The sequence below is a fragment of the Pseudomonas sp. RC4D1 genome (genome assembly GCF_018390395.1).
GTDB lineage: Bacteria > Pseudomonadota > Gammaproteobacteria > Pseudomonadales > Pseudomonadaceae > Aquipseudomonas > Aquipseudomonas danubii.
On sequence record NZ_JAHBAW010000001.1, the window covers coordinates 1,442,590 to 1,460,928 of the forward strand.

Here is an 18,339-nt window from a genome sequence, read left to right on the forward strand (position 1 = left end):
TCGTCCACGAAGCCCGTCTCCTGACGGGCTTTGTTTTTTCATGCGCAAGCTTGGCCCGTCAGGGGCAGGGAGGCCCGGATGATGCTTCGACAAACGTACAGGGTAGTGCGCGTCCTGGGCCTGCTACTGGCGGGCCTGCTGGCCTGGGCCGTGCTCTGGGGTGTCGCGCTGGCCGGCACGGTGAAGAACCTGCCCTTCAAACTGGTGCCGGCGTTCGCCGATCTGCAGCCTCTGGCCCTGGCGCCTGCCGAACAGCAATGGCTGGCGACGCATCCACGCCTGAGGGTGGGGATCGCCATTGATGACTACCAGCCCATCGACATCACCCGTGACCGCAATCGCTATCAGGGCATCAGCGCCGATTACCTCGGTCTGGTGGGCGAGCGATTGGACGTGACAATGGAAGTCCTGGGGTTTTCCGAGCGCGAGCAGGCGGTTGAAGCGCTGCGCAACGGCACCATCGATGTGCTGACCAGTGCCAATGGCTATGAGCGCGGCCTCTCGGGGCTGCGCTTCACCAGCGATTACATGCCCGATAGGGCGGTGGTGGTGGTTCGCCGTGACGGGTCGAGCCCCAGCGGTGATCTGGCCGGCAAGAAGCTGGTGTTGTTGGATGGCTATGCCAACGCCGAGCAGGTTCATGCGGCCTATCCGAATAGTCAGATCATGCTTTCGCCTAACCTCTACAGCGGCTTGGAGGCATTGAATCAGGGCGATGCCGACGCCTTCATTGGTAATGAGGTCATCGTGCGCGCCTACAAGGCCCTGCGCCCTTATCTGGCGGTGCACATCCAGGATGAAAGCCGCTTGCCACCGACTGGTTTCGCCTTTGCCACTCGTGACGACAATGCGTTGCTGGCAGGCATGCTGGAGCAGGCGCTGCAGAGCATCGACGAATCCCTGCAACGGGAAATACAGGCCCGCTGGACCACCGGTCTGGGGGCGAATATTTCCGGTGAGCGCATTGAGCTCAGCGCCGAGGAGCAGGCCTGGATTCTCCAGCATCCCCATGTCATGGTCGCCTCCCAGCAATATCCGCCCCATGTGTTCAAGGACAAGGAAGGGCGCTGGGCCGGCCTGAATATCGATTTGCTCAACCGTATCTCGCGCATGACCGGCCTGCATTTTGTGCACAAGGAGAGCCTTTCCACAGCACAGACCCTTGAGTGGCTGGAGAGTGGGCAGGCGCAGATGACTTCTACCCTCACGGCCAGTGAGGACCGGCGGTTGTTCCTGAATTTCTCCCATGCCTTTGGTGGTGCTGCCTGGGTCTTTGTCGTGCGTCCCGAGGATCGCCGCCTGAGCAGCCTGGAGCAGATGGCCGGTGAGGTGCTGGCGTTGCCGGCGCGGCACACCCTTGAGAGCTACATCCGGCGCTACTATCCCGATATTCGGCTGCGCAGCGTTGCCAGCTATGAGGAAGCCCGGGCCCTGGTCAGCAATGGTGAAGCCATGGCCACCATTCAGAACGAGGTCCAGGTCCAGGCGCTGGGGTTGGGGCCCGCTGACGATGGGTTGCGGGTGGGACGCAGCGTCGAAGGTACCTGGTCGGCCGACGAGTTTTCCGTGCGCAAGGATCAACCCGAGCTGCTGAGTATCCTCAACAAGTCGCTGGAGGCGCTGCCCGTGGCGGAGCTTAGCGCCATCCGTCTCAAGTGGCTGGGGGCCACGCCGGTGCCGATGCCGGTCTGGCAGCGGGTGCCGACCTGGGTGTACTGGGCCATTTCCACCGCGCTGCTGTTCGGTCTGATTTCCCTGGCCTGGAGCAGTCGGCTCAAGCTGCAGATTCAGCAGCGATTGCAAGCCGAGCAACGGCTCAACGATCAATTGGTGTTCATGCGGGCCCTGCTTGACGGCATTCCCAACCCGATCTTTGTCCGTGATCTGCAAGGGCGCCTGATCACCTGCAACAAGAGTTATGAACAGCAGTTGGGGACGAGCCTGGAACAGATTCAGGGGCGACAACTGACAGAGCTGGATCTGCTGCCTGCAGCCACCGCGCGCCAGCTGCATGGCGAGATCATGCAGTTGCTGGCGTCCGAGGAGTCGGTATTCGCCGACCGCCAGGTGCAGACGCGCAACGGATCGATCCACGCCTATCAATGGACGGTGCCGTTCTACAGTGCCGAGGGCCGTCTGCAGGGCTTGCTGGGTGGCTGGATCGATATCACCGAGCGCAAGCGTCTGGAGAACCAGTTGGTGCAAGCGCGTCAGTCCGCCGACCAGGCCAATGCCGCCAAGAGCGCTTTTCTCTCCACCATGAGTCATGAGATCCGCACGCCGATGACCGCCATCGTTGGCTTGCTGGAACTGGAGAAAGAGCAGGCCAGGGTGCGTGGCGCGCCTTTTTCCGAGGCTCTGCGGGTGGCTTATCAGTCTGCCCAGGAGTTGATCAGCCTGATGGGGGACAGTCTTGATCTGGCCAAGATCGAGGCCGGCCATATGCAGTTGGTGCCGCAGGTCACCGCCCTCAAGCCCTTTTTCGACAGCGTCCGGCAGCTCTTCGAGGTGACTGCGCGCAACCAGGGCGTGCATTTGCAACTGGTCTTCCACGAGGAAGCCCGGGGGCGTTATCTCTTTGATCCGTTGCGCTTGCGCCAGGTGCTGCACAACCTGTTGAGCAACGCCTTGAAGTTCACCGCTGAAGGTGAAGTGCGGGTGACGGTAGAGCGCCAGCCGGATGAGTCCGGTATCCCGTGTCTGCGTATCAGCGTCGCGGATACCGGCCCGGGAATCAGTGCCGAGCAGCAAGCGAGGATATTCACGCCCTTTGTCCAGGCCGATGCCATGACCTCTTCAACCTATGGCGGCACCGGGCTGGGTCTGAGCATCTGCCGGCAGTTGATCGAGTTGATGGGCGGGCGCATTCACCTGCTGAGTGAGCCAGGAGCCGGAACCGTTGTTGTCATCGAGCTGTATCTGGAGCGGGTCAGCGAGGATCTCGATCCGCAAGTCTCGCCGCCTGCCGAGCGTCCGCCGAGCCGCAGCATCGAAGTGCTGGTGGTGGATGACTTGAGCGCCAACCGCATGGTCCTGAGCCAGCAGCTGATGTTCCTCGGGCATCGGGTCGTGGCCTGTGACAACGCCCGTGAGGCGTTGCAGCGCTGGCGCTCCGGGACCTTTGATGTGCTGATGACCGATTGCAACATGCCGGGCATGAGTGGCTACGCCCTGACCGAGGCCATCCGCCAGATCGAGTCGCAGGAAGGGCGTTCGCCCTGCCCGGTGATCGGCTGCACGGCCAACGCGTTCGAAGACGAGCGCGAGCGTTGTGAGCGCGCCGGCATGGATCAGTTGCTGGTCAAGCCGGTGACCCTGGATCAGTTGGCCCAGTCTCTGGCCCGTTTCCTGCCGTCGCCATCCTTCAACATCCAGACCTTGCGCGGCATGACCCAGGCCGACGAACACGTGTTGCAGCGCATGTTGCAGGAGCTGTTGCGCAACCTTGCCCAAGAGCAGCAAGCACTGGAAGAGGCTTTGGCGGTGCTGGATTGGGAGCGCCTGAGAGGCACCTTGCATCGGCTCAAGGGTGTGTGCTGCCTGATCGACGCCTTGCCCCTGGCCAAGGCCTGTATCGAGCTGGAGGTGCTGGTCAAGGAGCGTCAGGAGCAGGCGCTGGGCCGTCAATGGCCGCTGCTGCTTGAGGTCATGGGGATTTTGCGCAGCGATATTCAGATGGCTCTGGACGAATAAGACTTGTCCTATGTGTGATTAGGACTTGTCTGATTACCGTGTCGGCCCGTAGTGGACTGTTCCCACCTGCGCCGATCGGAGGTTGCCCCCATGCATTCGCTAAAAGTGCTGATTCTCGAAGACAACTCGTTCCAATTGATGGCCTTGCACCAGATGCTCAACGCCAATGGTGTCTTCAACGTGCTGACCGCCGAGAACCAGGAGTCCGCGCGGCGCTCGCTGGACAGCAAGGGGCCGGTGGATATCGCCATCTGCGATCTGTACCTGGAGCAGACCGATGGCCTGGAGTTGATCCGCGAACTGGCCCAGCAGCAACTGGCCAAGGCCCTGATCATTCTCAGCGACGCAGAGCCGGATGTCCTGGAAGGTACAGCCGGCATGGCTCGCGAGCTGGGCTTGAAAGTGCTCGCATGCCTGCCCAAGCCGGCTTCGGCTGCGGTGCTCGGCGACTTGCTCTGTGCCTATCAACAGCACGCCAGGGCAGCCGGCCCCGAATTGAACCAGACATTGCTCCGGGACTTGCTGGGCCTTGAGCCCTTTGTCTTCGAGGACGTGACTCAGGATGAGGGGCTGGCGGCGGTGCTGGGTTGTGGGGTTGCGCATTTTCAGCCGGTCATCCATGAGCATGGCGAGCTTCAAGGTGTCGAGGCGCTAGCGCGCTGGCAGCATCCCGAGCGGGGTCTGCTGATGCCTGGCGAATTTCTTCCGCTGATCGAGTTCGCTGGCCTGCAAGAGGTCTTCACCTGGCACATGCTGGAGCAGGCACTGGAACTGGTGGCCGGGGTGAAACTGGTGCTGGGCTACTGGCTGCCGGTTGCCGTGAACATTCCCACCGGCATCCTTGAGCGGCCGTTGTTCCCCCGTCAGTTGGAGGCGTTGCTGAGGCGCTTCGAAGTGCCGGCCCGGATGCTGACCCTGGAAGTCATCGACACCACGCAACTGCAGACCGATACCGCCCATGTGGAGGCGCTGCTGCGCCTGCGGATGATTGGTTGCAAGTTGTCCATCGGCGATTTCGGCACCGGAGGAACCAGCCTGCAGCGCTTGCTGGAGTTGCCGTTCACCGAGCTGAAGATCCCTCCGGTGTTTGTCGCCGGCATGGCCGCGGATGAGCGCAAGCGGGCGCTGGTCGGCGGTGCGATGAACATGGCGCGACGCATGTCCCTGGGGGTGGTGGTGACCGGTATCGAGACCGAGTCCGACTGTGTGGCGGCCAGGGGCCTGGGGGCGGCTCATCTGCAGGGTTGTTTCATCGCCCCGCCGATGAGTGCCGCCCAGATGCGCCAATGGCTGGCCGAGACCCCAGGCGTGGGCAGCAACGGCCTGGATGGGCAGGCCGCCGGTTTGTGTGCTTAAGGTCGCTGCCCGTGGCGCCTAAGACAGCCCGTGTTCCTGGACATAGATGTACAGCGCGGCTTCGCTGGCCAGGCCCAGTTTGCGCATGGCGCTGACTTTCTGCGCGCTGACCGTCTGTTTGCTGCGGTTGAGCTGAGTGGCGATGGTTCCCACCGCATGGCCGGCGGCCAGCAGGCGGATCACTTCCAGTTCCCGGGGCGACAACTGATCCTTGGAGACCAGTCGATCCGGTCCCACTTCACCGGCAAGGCTCAATGCCCGCTTGATGGCCTGGGCCACATAGCGTTTGTGCTGTCGCGCATGGGCAATCGCTGACGGCAGTTCATCGGCCAGGCTGGCCTTGCTCAGCAACCCCATCACCCCCAGGTCGAGGATCGAGCGAAACAGCCCGGCGTGATTGAGCATGGTCACCACCACGATGGGCAGGTCGGGATGATGCCGGCGCAATTGCTCGATCAGGCGCAGGCCGTCGTTCTGCTGCTCCTCGGGCATCATGAAATCCGTTACCAGCACGTCGCACTCGACTTCCTGCATCAGTTGGCTCAGGGCGGAAGGCGAGCGGGCTTCACCGACAATGGCCAGGCTGTCGTCCTGCTCCAGCACGGCACGCAAGCCAATCAGGAAGATCGGGTGATCGTCGGCAAGGATGATGCGCAATTTGTTGTTCGACATTGCTTTCAAAGCTTGGGCTCCAATGCAACGGCGGCGTGGTTTGCGCCTGGTCGGCCGTTTTATATCTGTCATGTTACCCGTGCATGCTCGAATGACTCAGGTCGGCAGCAGTAGGTGTGGCGAACTTTCTTCTCTGAGCGATGGTCACTTGAATGTCAGAAAGCTACCGGCATTTTTGTTTTCGAACCTCTAATTCGAGCTATTGAGTGGTGATCTAGATGGAAAGTATCAGTCTTTTGTTGAGCGAGTCGCTGAGTCCGTACCAGGTCACACTGACGCCTTGCGGCGGCCATGGCGAATGCCTGGTGACCCTGAAGAACGCGGCTGGCGCCATGGTCTTGGAGCGTGAGGTGAATCAGGCCCAGCTCACCGACAAGCGCCTGCTTACCGACGTAGTCGATGGTCTGCACCGTGACGTGCTGATCGCCGAAGGCCGGCTGGAACCCTGTGTGATCGCGGCGTTGCGCCATGCAGCTGAAGGCAAGGTGTTCGATCAGCGCAACTGATGCAAATTTTTGCGGAACCTTCCTGTCACCCGGTCAGTCAGACTCAGTATCAGCAGGATCAGGCATTGTGCTCCGGTGCTTGTAGCCGGCTGATACCGGTCGTCAAAGACCGCGTTTAACCCCGAGTCGTCTCCCCACTTCTCGGGGTTTCTTTTTGCCCGGGATTTGTCAGTGGTCGTGCAGATCGCGGAAATAGGCCCGGGCGTCGGCACGGTATGGGTCGCGCATCTCGGGCTCCAGCCAGGCGGCGTACAGCTCAACCAGACGATCTTCACGCAGCTTGAGCAGGGCCTGGTTGATCCGGGCTATGGCTTGTCGCCCTTGGGCGGTCTTGCTGCAGCCGATATGGATCTCCTGATACTGCTGGGTGCCCTGGATCGGGTAGAACTCCAGCTCCTGCGGGTCCATGCCTTGCTGCATTGCCTGGTAGCGAATCTCCGGCCAGTAGCCCAGCAACAAACGCAGGCGCCCCAGGCGCTGCATCTGCAACAGGCTGCCCAGGGCGTCGTTGCCGTGGTGGGCATTGACCGAGTCCGCGGGGGCTGCATGCAGCAGGTTATCGACTTGCTGGCCATAGCTGCGCTCGGCAACCACTCCGACTTTTTCCTGGCCGCTGGCGAGCAGGGCGCGCAGATCGACCTTGCCCTCCCGGACGAACGGGGTCAGGTGTTCATGGTCGGCGCGGCGGATCACCAGGCCATTGCTCAGGACCCGGAAGCTGGTGATGGAGAAGGTCACCCACTGTTCGCGTTCCTTGTTCATGATCAGCGACGGGTCGCAGACGAAGGTCGGCTCGCGCAGCATCTGCATGCCCCGGGCGCGATTGACCCGCACTATCTGTTGTTGGTACTCCGGCAGGCTGGCGATCAGTTGCGGCATCAGCAGGTCGATAACCCCTTGTCCTTTCTGCTCGCCCTCGAAAATGCTCAGTGGCGGCAGGTCTCGCAGCAGCCAGAACAGCGTCTCCTTGGGTTCGCTGAAGGCGTTCGGCAGCCACAGCAGGGCGAGCAGAAACGTCACGCAGCACCTAAGGCGACGGCGTAGGAAGGGTGGATGGGCGCCGGACAGGGCGCTGATGGAAAACCGGTTTTTCAGCTTAGATCGCCCCAGAGTTGCGCAAGTGTTGGATCTGTTCGCTGCTGTAGCCCAGGCTCGCCAGGACTTCTGTCGAATGCTCGCCGAGCTCGGGGCCGACCCAGTCCGCGGAGCCGGGCGTCTCAGAGAGTTTCGGCACGATGCCAGGCATCTTGAAGGGCTTGCCGTCGGGCAGTTTGGCCTGGAGGAACATTTCCCGAGCGAGGAACTGCGGGTCGTGGAACATGTCCTCGGCGCTGAAGATCCGGCTCGCCGGGACGTCAGCCTGATTCAGCTGCTGCAGTACCTGGTCCAGGGGCAGGGAGGCCACCCAGCGGTCGATCACGCCATAGAGTTCATCGCGGCGGGTATCGCGTCCGTCGTTGCTGGCCAGGGCGGGATCGTTGGCCAGGTCGTCGCGGCCGATAAGCAGCATGAAGCGCTTGAAGATCGCATCGCCGTTGGCGCCGATCTGCACATGCTTGCCATCGGCGCTGGTGTGGATCGAAGACGGGGTGATGCCGGGCATGATGTTGCCGCTGCGCTCGCGGATAAAACCGAACACATCGAACTCCGGAACCATGCTTTCCATCATGGCGAAGATCGCCTCGTACAGCGCCACGTCCACCACTTGCCCCTGGCCGCCGTTGACCTCGCGATGACGCAGGGCCATCAGCGCGCCGATCACGCCCCACAGGGCCGCGATGGAGTCGCCAATGGAAATCCCGGTGCGTACCGGCGGACGATCCTCGAAGCCGGTGATATAGCGCAGGCCGCCCATGGATTCGCCCACGGCGCCGAAGCCCGGCTGGTCCTTCATCGGGCCGGTCTGGCCGAAGCCCGACAGGCGCACCATCACCAGTTTGGGGTTGAGGGCGTGCAGCACGTCCCAGCCCAGGCCGAGCTTTTCCAGGACCCCGGGGCGGAAGTTTTCGATCAGGATGTCGGCTTCGGCCAGCAGTTGCTTGAGCACCGCCAGGCCTTCGGGATGCTTGAGGTTCAGGGTCAGGGATTTCTTGTTGCGGGCCTGGACGAACCACCACAGCGAAGTGCCTTCATACAGCTTGCGCCACTTGCGCAGCGGATCGCCGCCGTCCGGAGACTCGACCTTGATCACCTCGGCACCGAACTCGGCGCAGATACGCGAGGCGAAGGGGCCGGCGATCAGGGTGCCGAGTTCGATCACTTTCAATCCGGCGAGGGGCTTGCTGAGGCTGTTCATGGGGCATCCGCTGGGCAGGAAAATCCGCCTAGCCTAGACCATTGGTTGCCATTAAGGCAGCGCTGGACGGTGGCCTTCATTCATTATTTGCAGGTCGATGGCGGGATAATTGTGCTTCTCATTCTCTGGGGTGGCGGGTTTAATGGCGCCTTTCATGAGAAGGGCGGTTGCAAATCCTTCGATCTGGTCTATGGCTCGTGACAGGTTCGACGTTCTGTTCCGAGTGGATCGATAGAAAACTATTGTTACAAATACCCCTTTAAAAAATTACATGTGATGAATTGAAAACCTTACATGTGATGCTCTAGTCTGTGCGCCATGGAAAACAAATCCTCAGCCCATTACCAACGTTTATTCCGCCAGCGCCTGCGTGATCAGGGCTTGGTGAAAAAGGAAGTCTGGATACTGCCCGAGAACGCCCAGGCGTTGCTGGCGGTTGAACGCAAACTGCGTCAGCCCTCCGAGGGGCTGGCTCCTGTGGAAAAGGATGGAGAAATGAGCATGCCGCAGATCTGGAATGCCCGATCGCTGTGCCAGGCCCTGATGGCCACCGAGTTGTTCAGCAGCGGCGAAGCCAGCATTGAACTGCTTGAAGGCGCCGAACCGAGCTTGCACGTGACCATGCGCGAATACGGCGACCTGCCGCTGTTTGTCGCCCTGTCCGGCGAGCAGATCCTGGTCGAAGCCCTGCTCTGGCCGCAAAGCGAAGTCACCGATGTGCAAGCCTTCAATGAAGAAGTGCTGCTCAGCCGCCAGTTGTTCCCGCTGTCGAGCATCGGTCTGGAAACCGGCTTGGGCGGCGAGCGCTTCTACATGATGTTCGGTGCGCTCAGCGCCACCTCGATCCTCTCCAACGTGCTTTACGAGATCGAAACCCTGGCCAGCAACGTGATCAGGGCTACCGAAGCCTATGAAGGCTACCTGAAGGCTCAGGCCTGACCTGGAGGAATGCACATGAACGTATGGAGCAAGTTGCTTACCGCCCTGCGCGGTGGCGCCAATGAGGCGGGCGAAGCCATGGTGGACAGCCAGGCCCTGAGGATTCTCGATCAGGAAATCCGCGACGCCGACCAGGAACTGCGTAAGTCCAAGGAAGCCCTGGCCGAGATCATGGCCCGGCAGAAACTCGCCGCCGAGCGCGCCAACGGCAGCGCGGCGAAGATCGCCGAGTATGAAAGCTACGCCCTCAAGGCCCTGGAAGCGGGTAATGAAAATCTTGCCCAGGAAGTGGCGCAGAAGATCGCCAATCTGGAAAATGACCTGGCGGTCGAGCGCGAGCAGGCCGATGGCTTTGCCGCCAGCGTGGCCCAGTTGCGCAAGGCCGTGACCCAGGCCGAAGGCAATATCAAACATCTGAAACAACAGGTGGATACCGTCAAGGCCACCGAGAGCGTGCAGAAGGCTCAGCAGGCCGTGGCCCAGCGCTACGGCGGCTCGCAGAGCAAGCTGCACACCGCGGTGGAGTCCCTGGAGCGGATCAAGCAGAAGCAGGCCGAGCGTGCGGCGAAGATGGAAGCCGCAGCGGAGCTGGCCAGCACCAGCAACCCCGACGATGCCCTGGACGCCAAGTTGCGCGAGGCCGGGATCGTCGCCGGCAGCACCAGCGCCGACAGCGTGCTGGCGCGCCTCAAGGATCGCAACAAGTCCTGATTCATCGTTGTGTTGTAGGGGCGGGGCCGATGGGCCTTGCCCGGCTTTTTCAGGGATAGGAAAGCAATGGAAATCTTCCTGCAGACAGTGTTGTCGTTCCCCACAGTGCTGTTCAGCTTCATGCTCTGCCTAGCGGTGATCTACTGGGCCGTGGTGGCCATGGGCATGCTCGAGGTCGATCTGCTGGACTTCGAGGCTGATTCGCTGCTCGAAGGCGGCCATGCCACTGAAGGCCTGGCCGGGCTGCTGATCAAGTTAAAGCTCAACGGGGTGCCGGTCACCCTGGTGCTGACCCTGCTGATGTTCTTCAGCTGGTTCCTGACCTATTTCGCCGAACTTTACGTCCTCAGCCACCTGCCCCTGGGTTGGCTGCGCTATCCCCTGGGCCTGTTGCTGGCTGTGGTTGCGCTGTTTCTGGCGGCCCCCATCAGCGCGGCCATCTGCCGCCCGCTGCGTCCGCTGTTTCACAAGATGGAAGCCACCAGCAGCCAGTCGGTGCTGGGGCAGACCGCCGTGGTACGCAGCGGCAGAGTCACCCTGGAACACGGCGAAGCCGTGCTCGAGAACGGCGGCGCGGGCCTGATCCTGCGTGTGCGTGCCGATGAGGCGCGAGCTTTCAAACGCGGCGATCGCGTCGTGTTACTGGAGTATCTGGAGGCGCAACACGCCTATCGGGTCATTACCGAGGACGAGTTTCGCGGCCTCTGAGCCCGGGCTTCCTCAGAATCAAAGGAGATTGATTGCATGAATTTACCGTCGCTGCTGCCCATCCTGCTCGGGATCGGCCTCGTCGTTCTGGTGGTCTTCGGCCTGCTGGCCCTGTTCAAGGCCTTCTATATCAAGGTCCCCCAAGGCACGGCGCTGATCGTCAACGACATGTCCTCGACGCCCAAGGTGCACTTCACCGGCGCCCTGGTGTACCCGGTCATCCACCTCAAGGAGTTCATGCGGATCTCGCTGATCACCCTGGAAGTCGACCGTCGGGCCAAGGATGGTCTGATCTGCCGCGACAACATGCGCGCCGACATCACCGTGGCTTTCTACCTGCGGGTCAATGAAACCCAGGAAGACGTGCTCAAGGTGGCCAAGGCCATCGGTGTCGACCGTGCCTCCGACCGCGCCGCGGTCAACGAGCTGTTCAACGCCAAGTTTTCCGAAGCGCTGAAGACCGTGGGCAAGCAGTTCGACTTCGTCCAGTTGTTCGAGAACCGCCAGGACTTCCGCGACCGCATCATCGAGATCATCGGCAACGACCTCAACGGCTACGTGCTGGAAGACGTGGCCATCGACTACCTGGAGCAGACCGCCAAGCACTCCCTGGACCCGAGCAACATCCTCGACGCCGAAGGTATCCGCAAGATCACCGAGCTGACCGCGGCGCAGAACGTCATCACCAACGAACTGGAGCGCAACCAGGAACTGGCGATCCAGAAGAAGAACGTCGAGACCCGCGAAGCCTCGCTGTCCCTCGAACGCCAGCAGGCCGACGCCGAAGCGCGGCAGAAGCGCGAGATCGAAACCATCCGCGCCCGCGAGGAAGCCGAGACCGCCAAGGTCAAGGAAGAAGAGCGCCTGAAGGCCGAGCAAGCACGCATTCAGTCGCAGCAGGAAATCGACGTGCGCACCGAGAACCATCAGCGCGAAGTCGAAGTGGCCCAGCAGAACCGTCAGCGTGCGGTGGTCATCGAAGTGGAGAAAGTCACCCGCGCCAAGGACCTGGAAGTAGTGGCCCGTGAGCGTGAAGTGGAACTGCAGCGCATCGAGAAAGAAAAGGCTCTGGAAGAGCAGCGCAAGAACATCGCCACCGTGATTCGTGAGCGGGTAGCGGTCGAGAAGACCGTGGCCCAGGAAGAAGAGCGGATCAAGGAAGTGCGCGAAATTTCCGAAGCCGAACGCGCCAAGCAAGTGGTGGTGATCCAGGCCCAGGCCGAAGCCGAGCAGGATCTGGTGCGTCAGGTCAAACAGGCCGAAGCCGACGAGACTCGCTCCAAGCACAAGGCCGTGGAGATCAACAACCTGGCCCAGGCCGAACTGGAAGCGGCGGCTAAACAGGCCGAAGCCAAGAAGCGCCTGGCCGAAGGCCTGGAAGCCGAGCGCGCCGCGCCTGGTCTGGCCGATGCCCGCGTGCTGGAAATCACCGCAGCGGCCCAGGAAAAAGAAGGCCTGGCTCAAGCCCGCGTACGCACCGAGCAGCTGATTGCCGAAGCTCGCGGCGAGCAGGAAAAAGGCCTGGCCGACGCCCGCGTCATGGAAGCCCAGGCGGCTGCCAAAGAGAAGGACGGCCTGGCGGAAGCCAAGGTCATGGAAGAGAAGCTCGGTGCTCAAGCCCGTGGCGAAGAGCAACTGGGCGCGGCCAAGGCCAAGGCCACCAAGGACCTGGGTTCGGCCGAAGCCGAAGTGCTGCTGCAGCGTCTGAACGCCGAAGCCGAAGGCCTGGGCAAGAAGTTCGGTGCCCTGGATTCCCTCAGCGACAGCGCTCGCCAGCACGAAGAGTTCCGCATGCAACTGGAGAAGAACTTCGAGGAAGCGATGGCCGCCATCGCCGCCAACAAGGACATCGCCAAGGACCAGGCCGAAGTGCTGTCCGCAGCCCTCAGCAAGGCCAAGATCGAAATCGTCGGCGGCGAAGGCGACTTCTTCAATTCCTTCGCCAAATCGCTGTCGGTGGGCAAGGCCATCGAGGGCGTGGTGGGCAAGAGCCCGGTGGTCCAGGACGTCCTGGCACGCCTGCTCAATGGCAAGGGTGCCCCGGCCGTTGCCGCTGAACTGGCCGCCGCTGCCGTCTCGCGCAAGGCCGACGCGCCGTCTGCCGAAGCCTGACCCACACCTGACACACCTGTAGCCGCTGCCGAAGGCTGCGACCGACTCCGTAGGAGGCGCAGCCCTTGAGGGCCTTCGGGCCCTCAAGCACGCAGCCCGCGGCAGCGGCTACCGGCCTAGTGTCGGGTACCGGGCTCCAGGTTTGAGGAGCCCGCTTTTTTTGCACACCGCCGTAGATCCAGGAAGGCCACGATGTCGGACGCTCAAGTCGCAACTCCCCCGCAGGACGTATTGGACAAGGCCGTCGCCGAAGGCGGCGCCTATGAGGTGCTGCACAAGCGCCTGCTGGACCAGGGCCAGCGCCTGCGGGCCACCACCGACGACCTCAACCAGAGGCGTCTCGACGAGTTCGGCAACAGCCGCATGGAAGTGGTCGGGCGGGTGCGCATCCGTACCGAGAACAACTGCATCGCCCGGGACATCGTCCAGGTCGGCGACTGCCTGTTGTTCGGCTACAACGTGTTTATCGGCCTGAAGAAGGAAACCAGCGTCGCCGACGTGTTTTCCCTCTACCGGCTGGTGGAAGAGGGCGAAGGCTACGAAGCCGAGCCCGTGCCCCTGGAAGGCAGCTTCCTTTCTGCCCAGGGCTTCCTCAATGATTTCAACGAGCTCTACACCTATTACAAGAACACCCGCCTGCTGCAACTGGCGATCCGTGACGGCAAGCTGCTGGCGAGTTTCCAGATTGGCGAGCGCGTTACCGATGTGCGGGTGTTCCGCTGGTCGATTTCGGTGGACGGACGGGATGTCCGTTACATCGACAACCGCGGCGAGCGGGATATCGCCCTGCCGGCGCCCTTCGATTTCGAATGGAAGAAGGCCACCCGCGAGATGGTGGTCGAAGGCCGCTTCCCGCACCTGAACATCCTCGACACGGTGTTCGTCGAAACCATCGGCGGCGACCTGACCATCAAGGTCGAGAACAACACCGAGTCGGGCCTGGGCATCTACCGCGAAGAGGTGCTGGACAAGACCCAATCCCTGGACGATTCGCAGATCGAATTCGCCCGCCTGGGCAGCCTGATCCTGCTCAAGGTCCTGCCGTACCGCGAAGAGCAGTGGCGCTACCTGGTGTTCAACAGCCTGACTCGCCAGGTGGAGCGCATCGACGCCATCGGCCTGGCCTGCGTGCAGCTGCCGGAAGACCACGGGATCATCTTCCCCGGCGGCTATTACCTGCAGAGCGGCGAGTACAAGACCTTCGAACAGTCCATGGAAGGCATGCGCTTCAAGCGCTCGGTGCGCTCGCCCAACGGTGAAGATGTGCAGTACATCTTCTACCACCCGGAGCAGGGCCGCTCGGTGCTGCTGACCTACAACATGATCAACCGCCAGTTGCAGAACCCGCTGTTCGGTCACGGCTACGCACGCCTGGAAGACGGGCGCATGGTGATCTTCGCCGCTGAGGGCGAAGAGCCGACCCGGGTGCATCCGATGCAGATCTGGCAGACGCCGTTCTTCACCGAGGAATACGCCGCGCGGCAACCGACCCGTAGCGGTTTCCTGGGGCGCATCGGCAATGCCGAACTGGTGCGCAGCGTCTCCGATCTCTACGATCTGTGCCGCGAGATCGACACCCCGGCGGTGTCGGTGCAGCGCTATTCGTTGCTGTGCCAGAACACCCGGCGTCTGTTCGATGTGTACCACTGGTTGGGCAGTGCCGAGCTGGATGGCCTGGCGCCGCTGCTGCGCGAGGTGGCTTCCACCTCTGAGCTGGTGCTGGATGAGTACGAGAAAGTCGAAAGCATCCGCCGTCAGTCGGACCAGGCCATGGTGGCCGCCGAGGCCAAGCAGAAAACCCTGCTCGACAGCCTGCTGGTGGACAGCTGGGATCAGGTGCAGAGCTTTGTCGATGCCCTTAACGGCATCACTGCCCAGCGCGGTCTGCTGCTGACCATTCGCGACTACCGCTACATCGACGTGGCGCGCATCGACGCCATGGAAGCCGATTTGCTCAAGGCCCAGGAGCGCACCGCCGCCGGCACCGCGACCTTCCTCGCCAGCGATCAGGCCCTGCAGCCCTTCGTCACTCAGCTGGAAACCCTCGACGCCCAGGCGCAGAAAGCCGAAACCGTGGCTCAGCTCAGCGAGCCCTTGGGGGCCTTGCAAGCCATGGCTGGCGACCTGGACATGTTGTCGAGCCTGATGGCCTCGTTGCAGATCGACGACGCCACCCAGCGCACCCGGATCATCGAATCCATCTCGCAGATCTACGCCCGCCTGAACCAGGCCAAGGCCCGTGCCGAACAGCGGCGCAAGGGCCTGGGCTCGACCGAAACCGTGGCCCAGTTCGGGGCCCAGTTCAAACTCTTCAGCCAGGGCATCACCAATGCCCTGGCCCAGGCCCAGGACCCCGAGCGTTGCGACGAGCAGCTGTCGCGGTTGCTGGTGCAGCTGGAGGAGCTGGAAAGCCGCTTCGGTGATCACGAACAATTCCTCGGCGACATCCTCGGCAAGCGCGAGGAGTTGCTGGAAACCTTCGAGGCCCACAAGCAATCGCTGCTCGACGAGCGCCAGCGCAAGGCCCAGGGCCTGTTGGATGCGGCGCGGCGGATTCTCGACAGCCTCGGCCGGCGCACCGCCAAGTTCACCCAGGCCGAGGAGCTCAATGCGTTCTTCGCCGCCGACCCGCTGATCCTCAAGCTGCGGGAGCTGGCCGAGCGCCTGCGCGAGCTCAAGGACAGCGTCAAGGCTGACGACGTCGAGTCGCGCCTCAAGGGCGCCCGGGATCAGGCCGTACGGGCGCTGCGCGACAAGACCGAACTGTTCGAAGAGGGCGGCAACGTCATCAAGCTGGGGCCGCGCCACCGTTTCAGCGTCAACACCCAGGAGCTGGACCTGACCCTGATGCCCCGGGGCGACGAACTGCACCTGCACCTCACCGGCACGGATTTCCTCGAACCTCTGCGCGACCCCGAGCTGGAAGCCCTGCGCGACTTCTGGCAGGTGGCCCTGGAGTCGGAATCGGCCCAGCTGTACCGCGCCGAGTACCTGGCCGGGCAAGTGCTGGACGCTGCCGACCGCGGCGTGGAAGGGCTGAGCCTGGAAAGCCTGAAACCCTTGCTGGCGCAGCCTGAGGAATTGGCGCGGGTGATCCGCGACTTCGCCGCGCCGCGCTACAAGGAAGGCTACGAAAAGGGCATTCACGATCACGATGCGGCGGCGATCCTGTTGCAACTGCTACCGCTGCGCGACAGCGCCGGCCTGCTGCGCTTCGGCGCGGCGGCGCGGGCCTTCGCCACGCTGTTCTGGGGCCGCCAGCAGCACCAGCCGCAACCGCAGCAATGGGTCGAGCGGGCGCGCACCAGCCGGCATATTCAGCAGCTGTTCGGGCGTCGTGAAGGCTTGCTGCAGTTGCAGGAGGAAATCCTCGCGGCACTGAGTGACTGGCATCAGCAGCACGCCTTCACCCTGGCCGCCGAGCTGTTGCCGGAGGCCGCCGAGTATCTGGTTCAGGAACTGGCCGCAGAACGCATCGAATTCACCTTCAGCAAATACGCCAAGCAACTGCAGGAAGCCCTGACCTTGCGTCTGCAGGGCGCGCGGATGTGGGACGACTACCAGCAGGCCCTGGCGCGGCTGGTGGAGCGGCCTGCTGCACAGTGGGCATTGACCGAGAACTGGCTCTCGGCCCTGTGCGCCGAGGGCGAGTTCGTCGAGTGGGCCGACTACGTGCCCGAGGCGGTGGCCCTGTCGCTGCTGCGGGAAGACTTTGCCAAACGCATCACTGAAGTCGACCTGCGGTTCAAGGTCGACAACCTGATGGGCGAACACCCGCGCATTCACGAGCGCAGCCTGTCCCTCACCGTGGATGGTTTCTTCGCTCGCCTGCGGGCCCACCGCGAACAGTTCCTGCCCGGCCTGCAGCGCTACCAGGCGCTGCGCCAGGGCATCATCAATCGTGAACGCTCGGCCCTGCGCCTGAGCGAATTCAAGCCGCGGCCGCTGAGCTCGTTCGTGCGCAACAAGCTGATCAACGATGTGTACCTGGGCTTTATCGGCGACAACCTGGCCAAGCAGATGGGCACCGTGGGCGAGAACAAGCGCACTGACCTGATGGGCCTGTTAATGCTGATTTCGCCACCGGGCTACGGCAAGACCACCCTGATGGAATACGTGGCGCACCGCCTGGGCCTGATCTTCATGAAGATCAACGGCCCGGCCCTGGGTCACCAGGTGCGTTCCCTGGACCCGGCCCAGGCACCGGACGCTACTTCGCGCCAGGAACTGGAGAAACTCAACCTGGCCCTGGAGATGGGCAACAACGTGATGCTCTATGTCGACGACATCCAGCACACCCACCCGGAATTCCTGCAGAAATTCATCTCGCTGTGCGACGGCACCCGGCGCATCGAAGGCGTGTGGAAAGGCCGCACCAAGACCTACGACATGCGCGGCAAGAAGTTCTGCGTGGTGATGTCGGGCAACCCGTACACCGAGTCCGGCGAGGTGTTCAAGATCCCCGACATGCTGGCCAACCGGGCCGACATCTATAACCTCGGCGACACCCTGGGCGGCATGCAGGAAGCCTTCGCCCTGAGTTACATCGAGAACGGCCTGACTTCCAACCCGGTGCTGGCGCCCCTGGCCACCCGCGACATGGCCGACGTCTACCGTTTCGTCGCCAAGGCCGAGGGCAAGGCCTTCTCCAGCAACGAACTGAGCCACAGCTACAGCGGCGCCGAGATCAACGAAATCACCACCACCCTGCAACGCCTGATGCAGGTGCGCGACGTGGTGCTGCGGGTCAACCAGCAGTACATCGCCAGCGCCGCCCAGGCCGACCAGTACCGCAGCGAGCCACCGTTCAAGCTGCAGGGCAGCTACCGCAACATGAACAAGATGGCCGAGAAGATCTCGGCGGTGATGAACGACGCCGAGCTCCTGCAACTCTTGGCCGACCACTACCAGGGCGAATCCCAGTTGCTGACCACTGGCGCCGAGGAAAACCTGCTCAAGCTCGCCGAACTGCGCGGTAACCAGACCCCGGAGCAGAGCGAACGCTGGACTCAGATCAAGCGCGACTTCGTGCGTAACCGCTCCATGGGCGGCAGCGACAGCGATGTCGGCACCCGGGTCGTGGCCCAGCTCAACGATCTGGTGGAAGGCGTACGCGGCCTGGCCCGGCCCGCGCAGCAGCATGACCTGCGCGCGGTGCTGGAAAACCTCTCCGAGCATCTGGAGAACAGCTTCCTGCCGCTGATCAAGGTCATGCACAAGAAGATCGACGTCGATCTGCACAGCCACCAGCGCATCGGCGACATCGCCACGCGTGTGGACGAACTGAGCCGCATGCTCAGCCACGGCGATGTGCCCACCCTCAAGGACTCCCAATAGTAGGAGCCG

Annotated in this window: 11 protein-coding genes; 8 read left to right on the forward strand and 3 right to left on the reverse strand. The window is 62.6% G+C overall.

Going from position 1 to position 18,339, the window contains the following annotated elements:
* Positions 1-78 precede the first annotated feature (78 nt).
* A complete protein-coding gene (locus KHO49_RS06550; RefSeq protein ID WP_213664789.1) occupies positions 79-3,693 on the forward strand; it encodes an ATP-binding protein in 3,615 nt (1,204 codons plus the stop codon).
* A 90-nt stretch (positions 3,694-3,783) separates the two neighbouring features.
* Positions 3,784-5,049: an EAL domain-containing response regulator gene (locus KHO49_RS06555; RefSeq protein ID WP_102878504.1), complete on the forward strand. Its 1,266-nt coding sequence runs from the start codon at positions 3,784-3,786 to the stop codon at positions 5,047-5,049.
* Positions 5,050-5,067: 18 nt separating this feature from the next.
* Here KHO49_RS06555 and KHO49_RS06560 read toward each other — a convergent pair whose 3' ends face one another.
* A complete protein-coding gene (locus KHO49_RS06560) occupies positions 5,068-5,721 on the reverse strand; it encodes a response regulator (protein WP_180988524.1) in 654 nt (217 codons plus the stop codon).
* 218 nt (positions 5,722-5,939) lie between these two features.
* Here KHO49_RS06560 and KHO49_RS06565 point away from each other — a divergent pair, with 218 nt between their 5' ends.
* Positions 5,940-6,227: a DUF3509 domain-containing protein gene (locus KHO49_RS06565; RefSeq protein WP_102861309.1), complete on the forward strand. Its 288-nt coding sequence runs from the start codon at positions 5,940-5,942 to the stop codon at positions 6,225-6,227.
* A 168-nt stretch (positions 6,228-6,395) separates the two neighbouring features.
* Here KHO49_RS06565 and KHO49_RS06570 read toward each other — a convergent pair whose 3' ends face one another.
* Positions 6,396-7,247, reverse strand: a complete 852-nt coding sequence (locus tag KHO49_RS06570; RefSeq protein WP_372820911.1) for a TIGR02285 family protein — start codon at positions 7,245-7,247, stop codon at positions 6,396-6,398.
* 76 nt (positions 7,248-7,323) lie between these two features.
* Positions 7,324-8,523, reverse strand: coding sequence for a CaiB/BaiF CoA transferase family protein (locus KHO49_RS06575; RefSeq protein ID WP_102861311.1), 1,200 nt, complete (start codon positions 8,521-8,523; stop codon positions 7,324-7,326).
* Positions 8,524-8,841: 318 nt separating this feature from the next.
* Here KHO49_RS06575 and bacA point away from each other — a divergent pair, with 318 nt between their 5' ends.
* The 5 genes from bacA (at position 8,842) to KHO49_RS06600 (ending at position 18,330) form a co-directional block, all read left to right on the forward strand.
* Positions 8,842-9,462 (forward strand): biofilm formation regulator BacA, encoded by a 621-nt coding sequence (gene bacA / locus KHO49_RS06580; protein ID WP_102878507.1) that lies wholly within the window; start codon positions 8,842-8,844, stop codon positions 9,460-9,462.
* A 15-nt stretch (positions 9,463-9,477) separates the two neighbouring features.
* The gene (locus KHO49_RS06585; protein ID WP_102861313.1) at positions 9,478-10,173 is read left to right on the forward strand and encodes a PspA/IM30 family protein; all 696 of its coding nucleotides are present in this window, start codon (positions 9,478-9,480) and stop codon (positions 10,171-10,173) included.
* A 66-nt stretch (positions 10,174-10,239) separates the two neighbouring features.
* Positions 10,240-10,881, forward strand: a complete 642-nt coding sequence (locus tag KHO49_RS06590; RefSeq protein ID WP_213664790.1) for an OB-fold-containig protein — start codon at positions 10,240-10,242, stop codon at positions 10,879-10,881.
* A 36-nt stretch (positions 10,882-10,917) separates the two neighbouring features.
* On the forward strand, positions 10,918-12,993 hold the full coding sequence (locus KHO49_RS06595; RefSeq protein WP_170001087.1) for a flotillin family protein: 2,076 nt from the start codon (positions 10,918-10,920) through the stop codon (positions 12,991-12,993).
* 192 nt (positions 12,994-13,185) lie between these two features.
* The gene (locus KHO49_RS06600; protein WP_213664791.1) at positions 13,186-18,330 is read left to right on the forward strand and encodes a DNA repair ATPase; all 5,145 of its coding nucleotides are present in this window, start codon (positions 13,186-13,188) and stop codon (positions 18,328-18,330) included.
* The last annotated feature ends 9 nt before the right edge of the window (positions 18,331-18,339 follow it).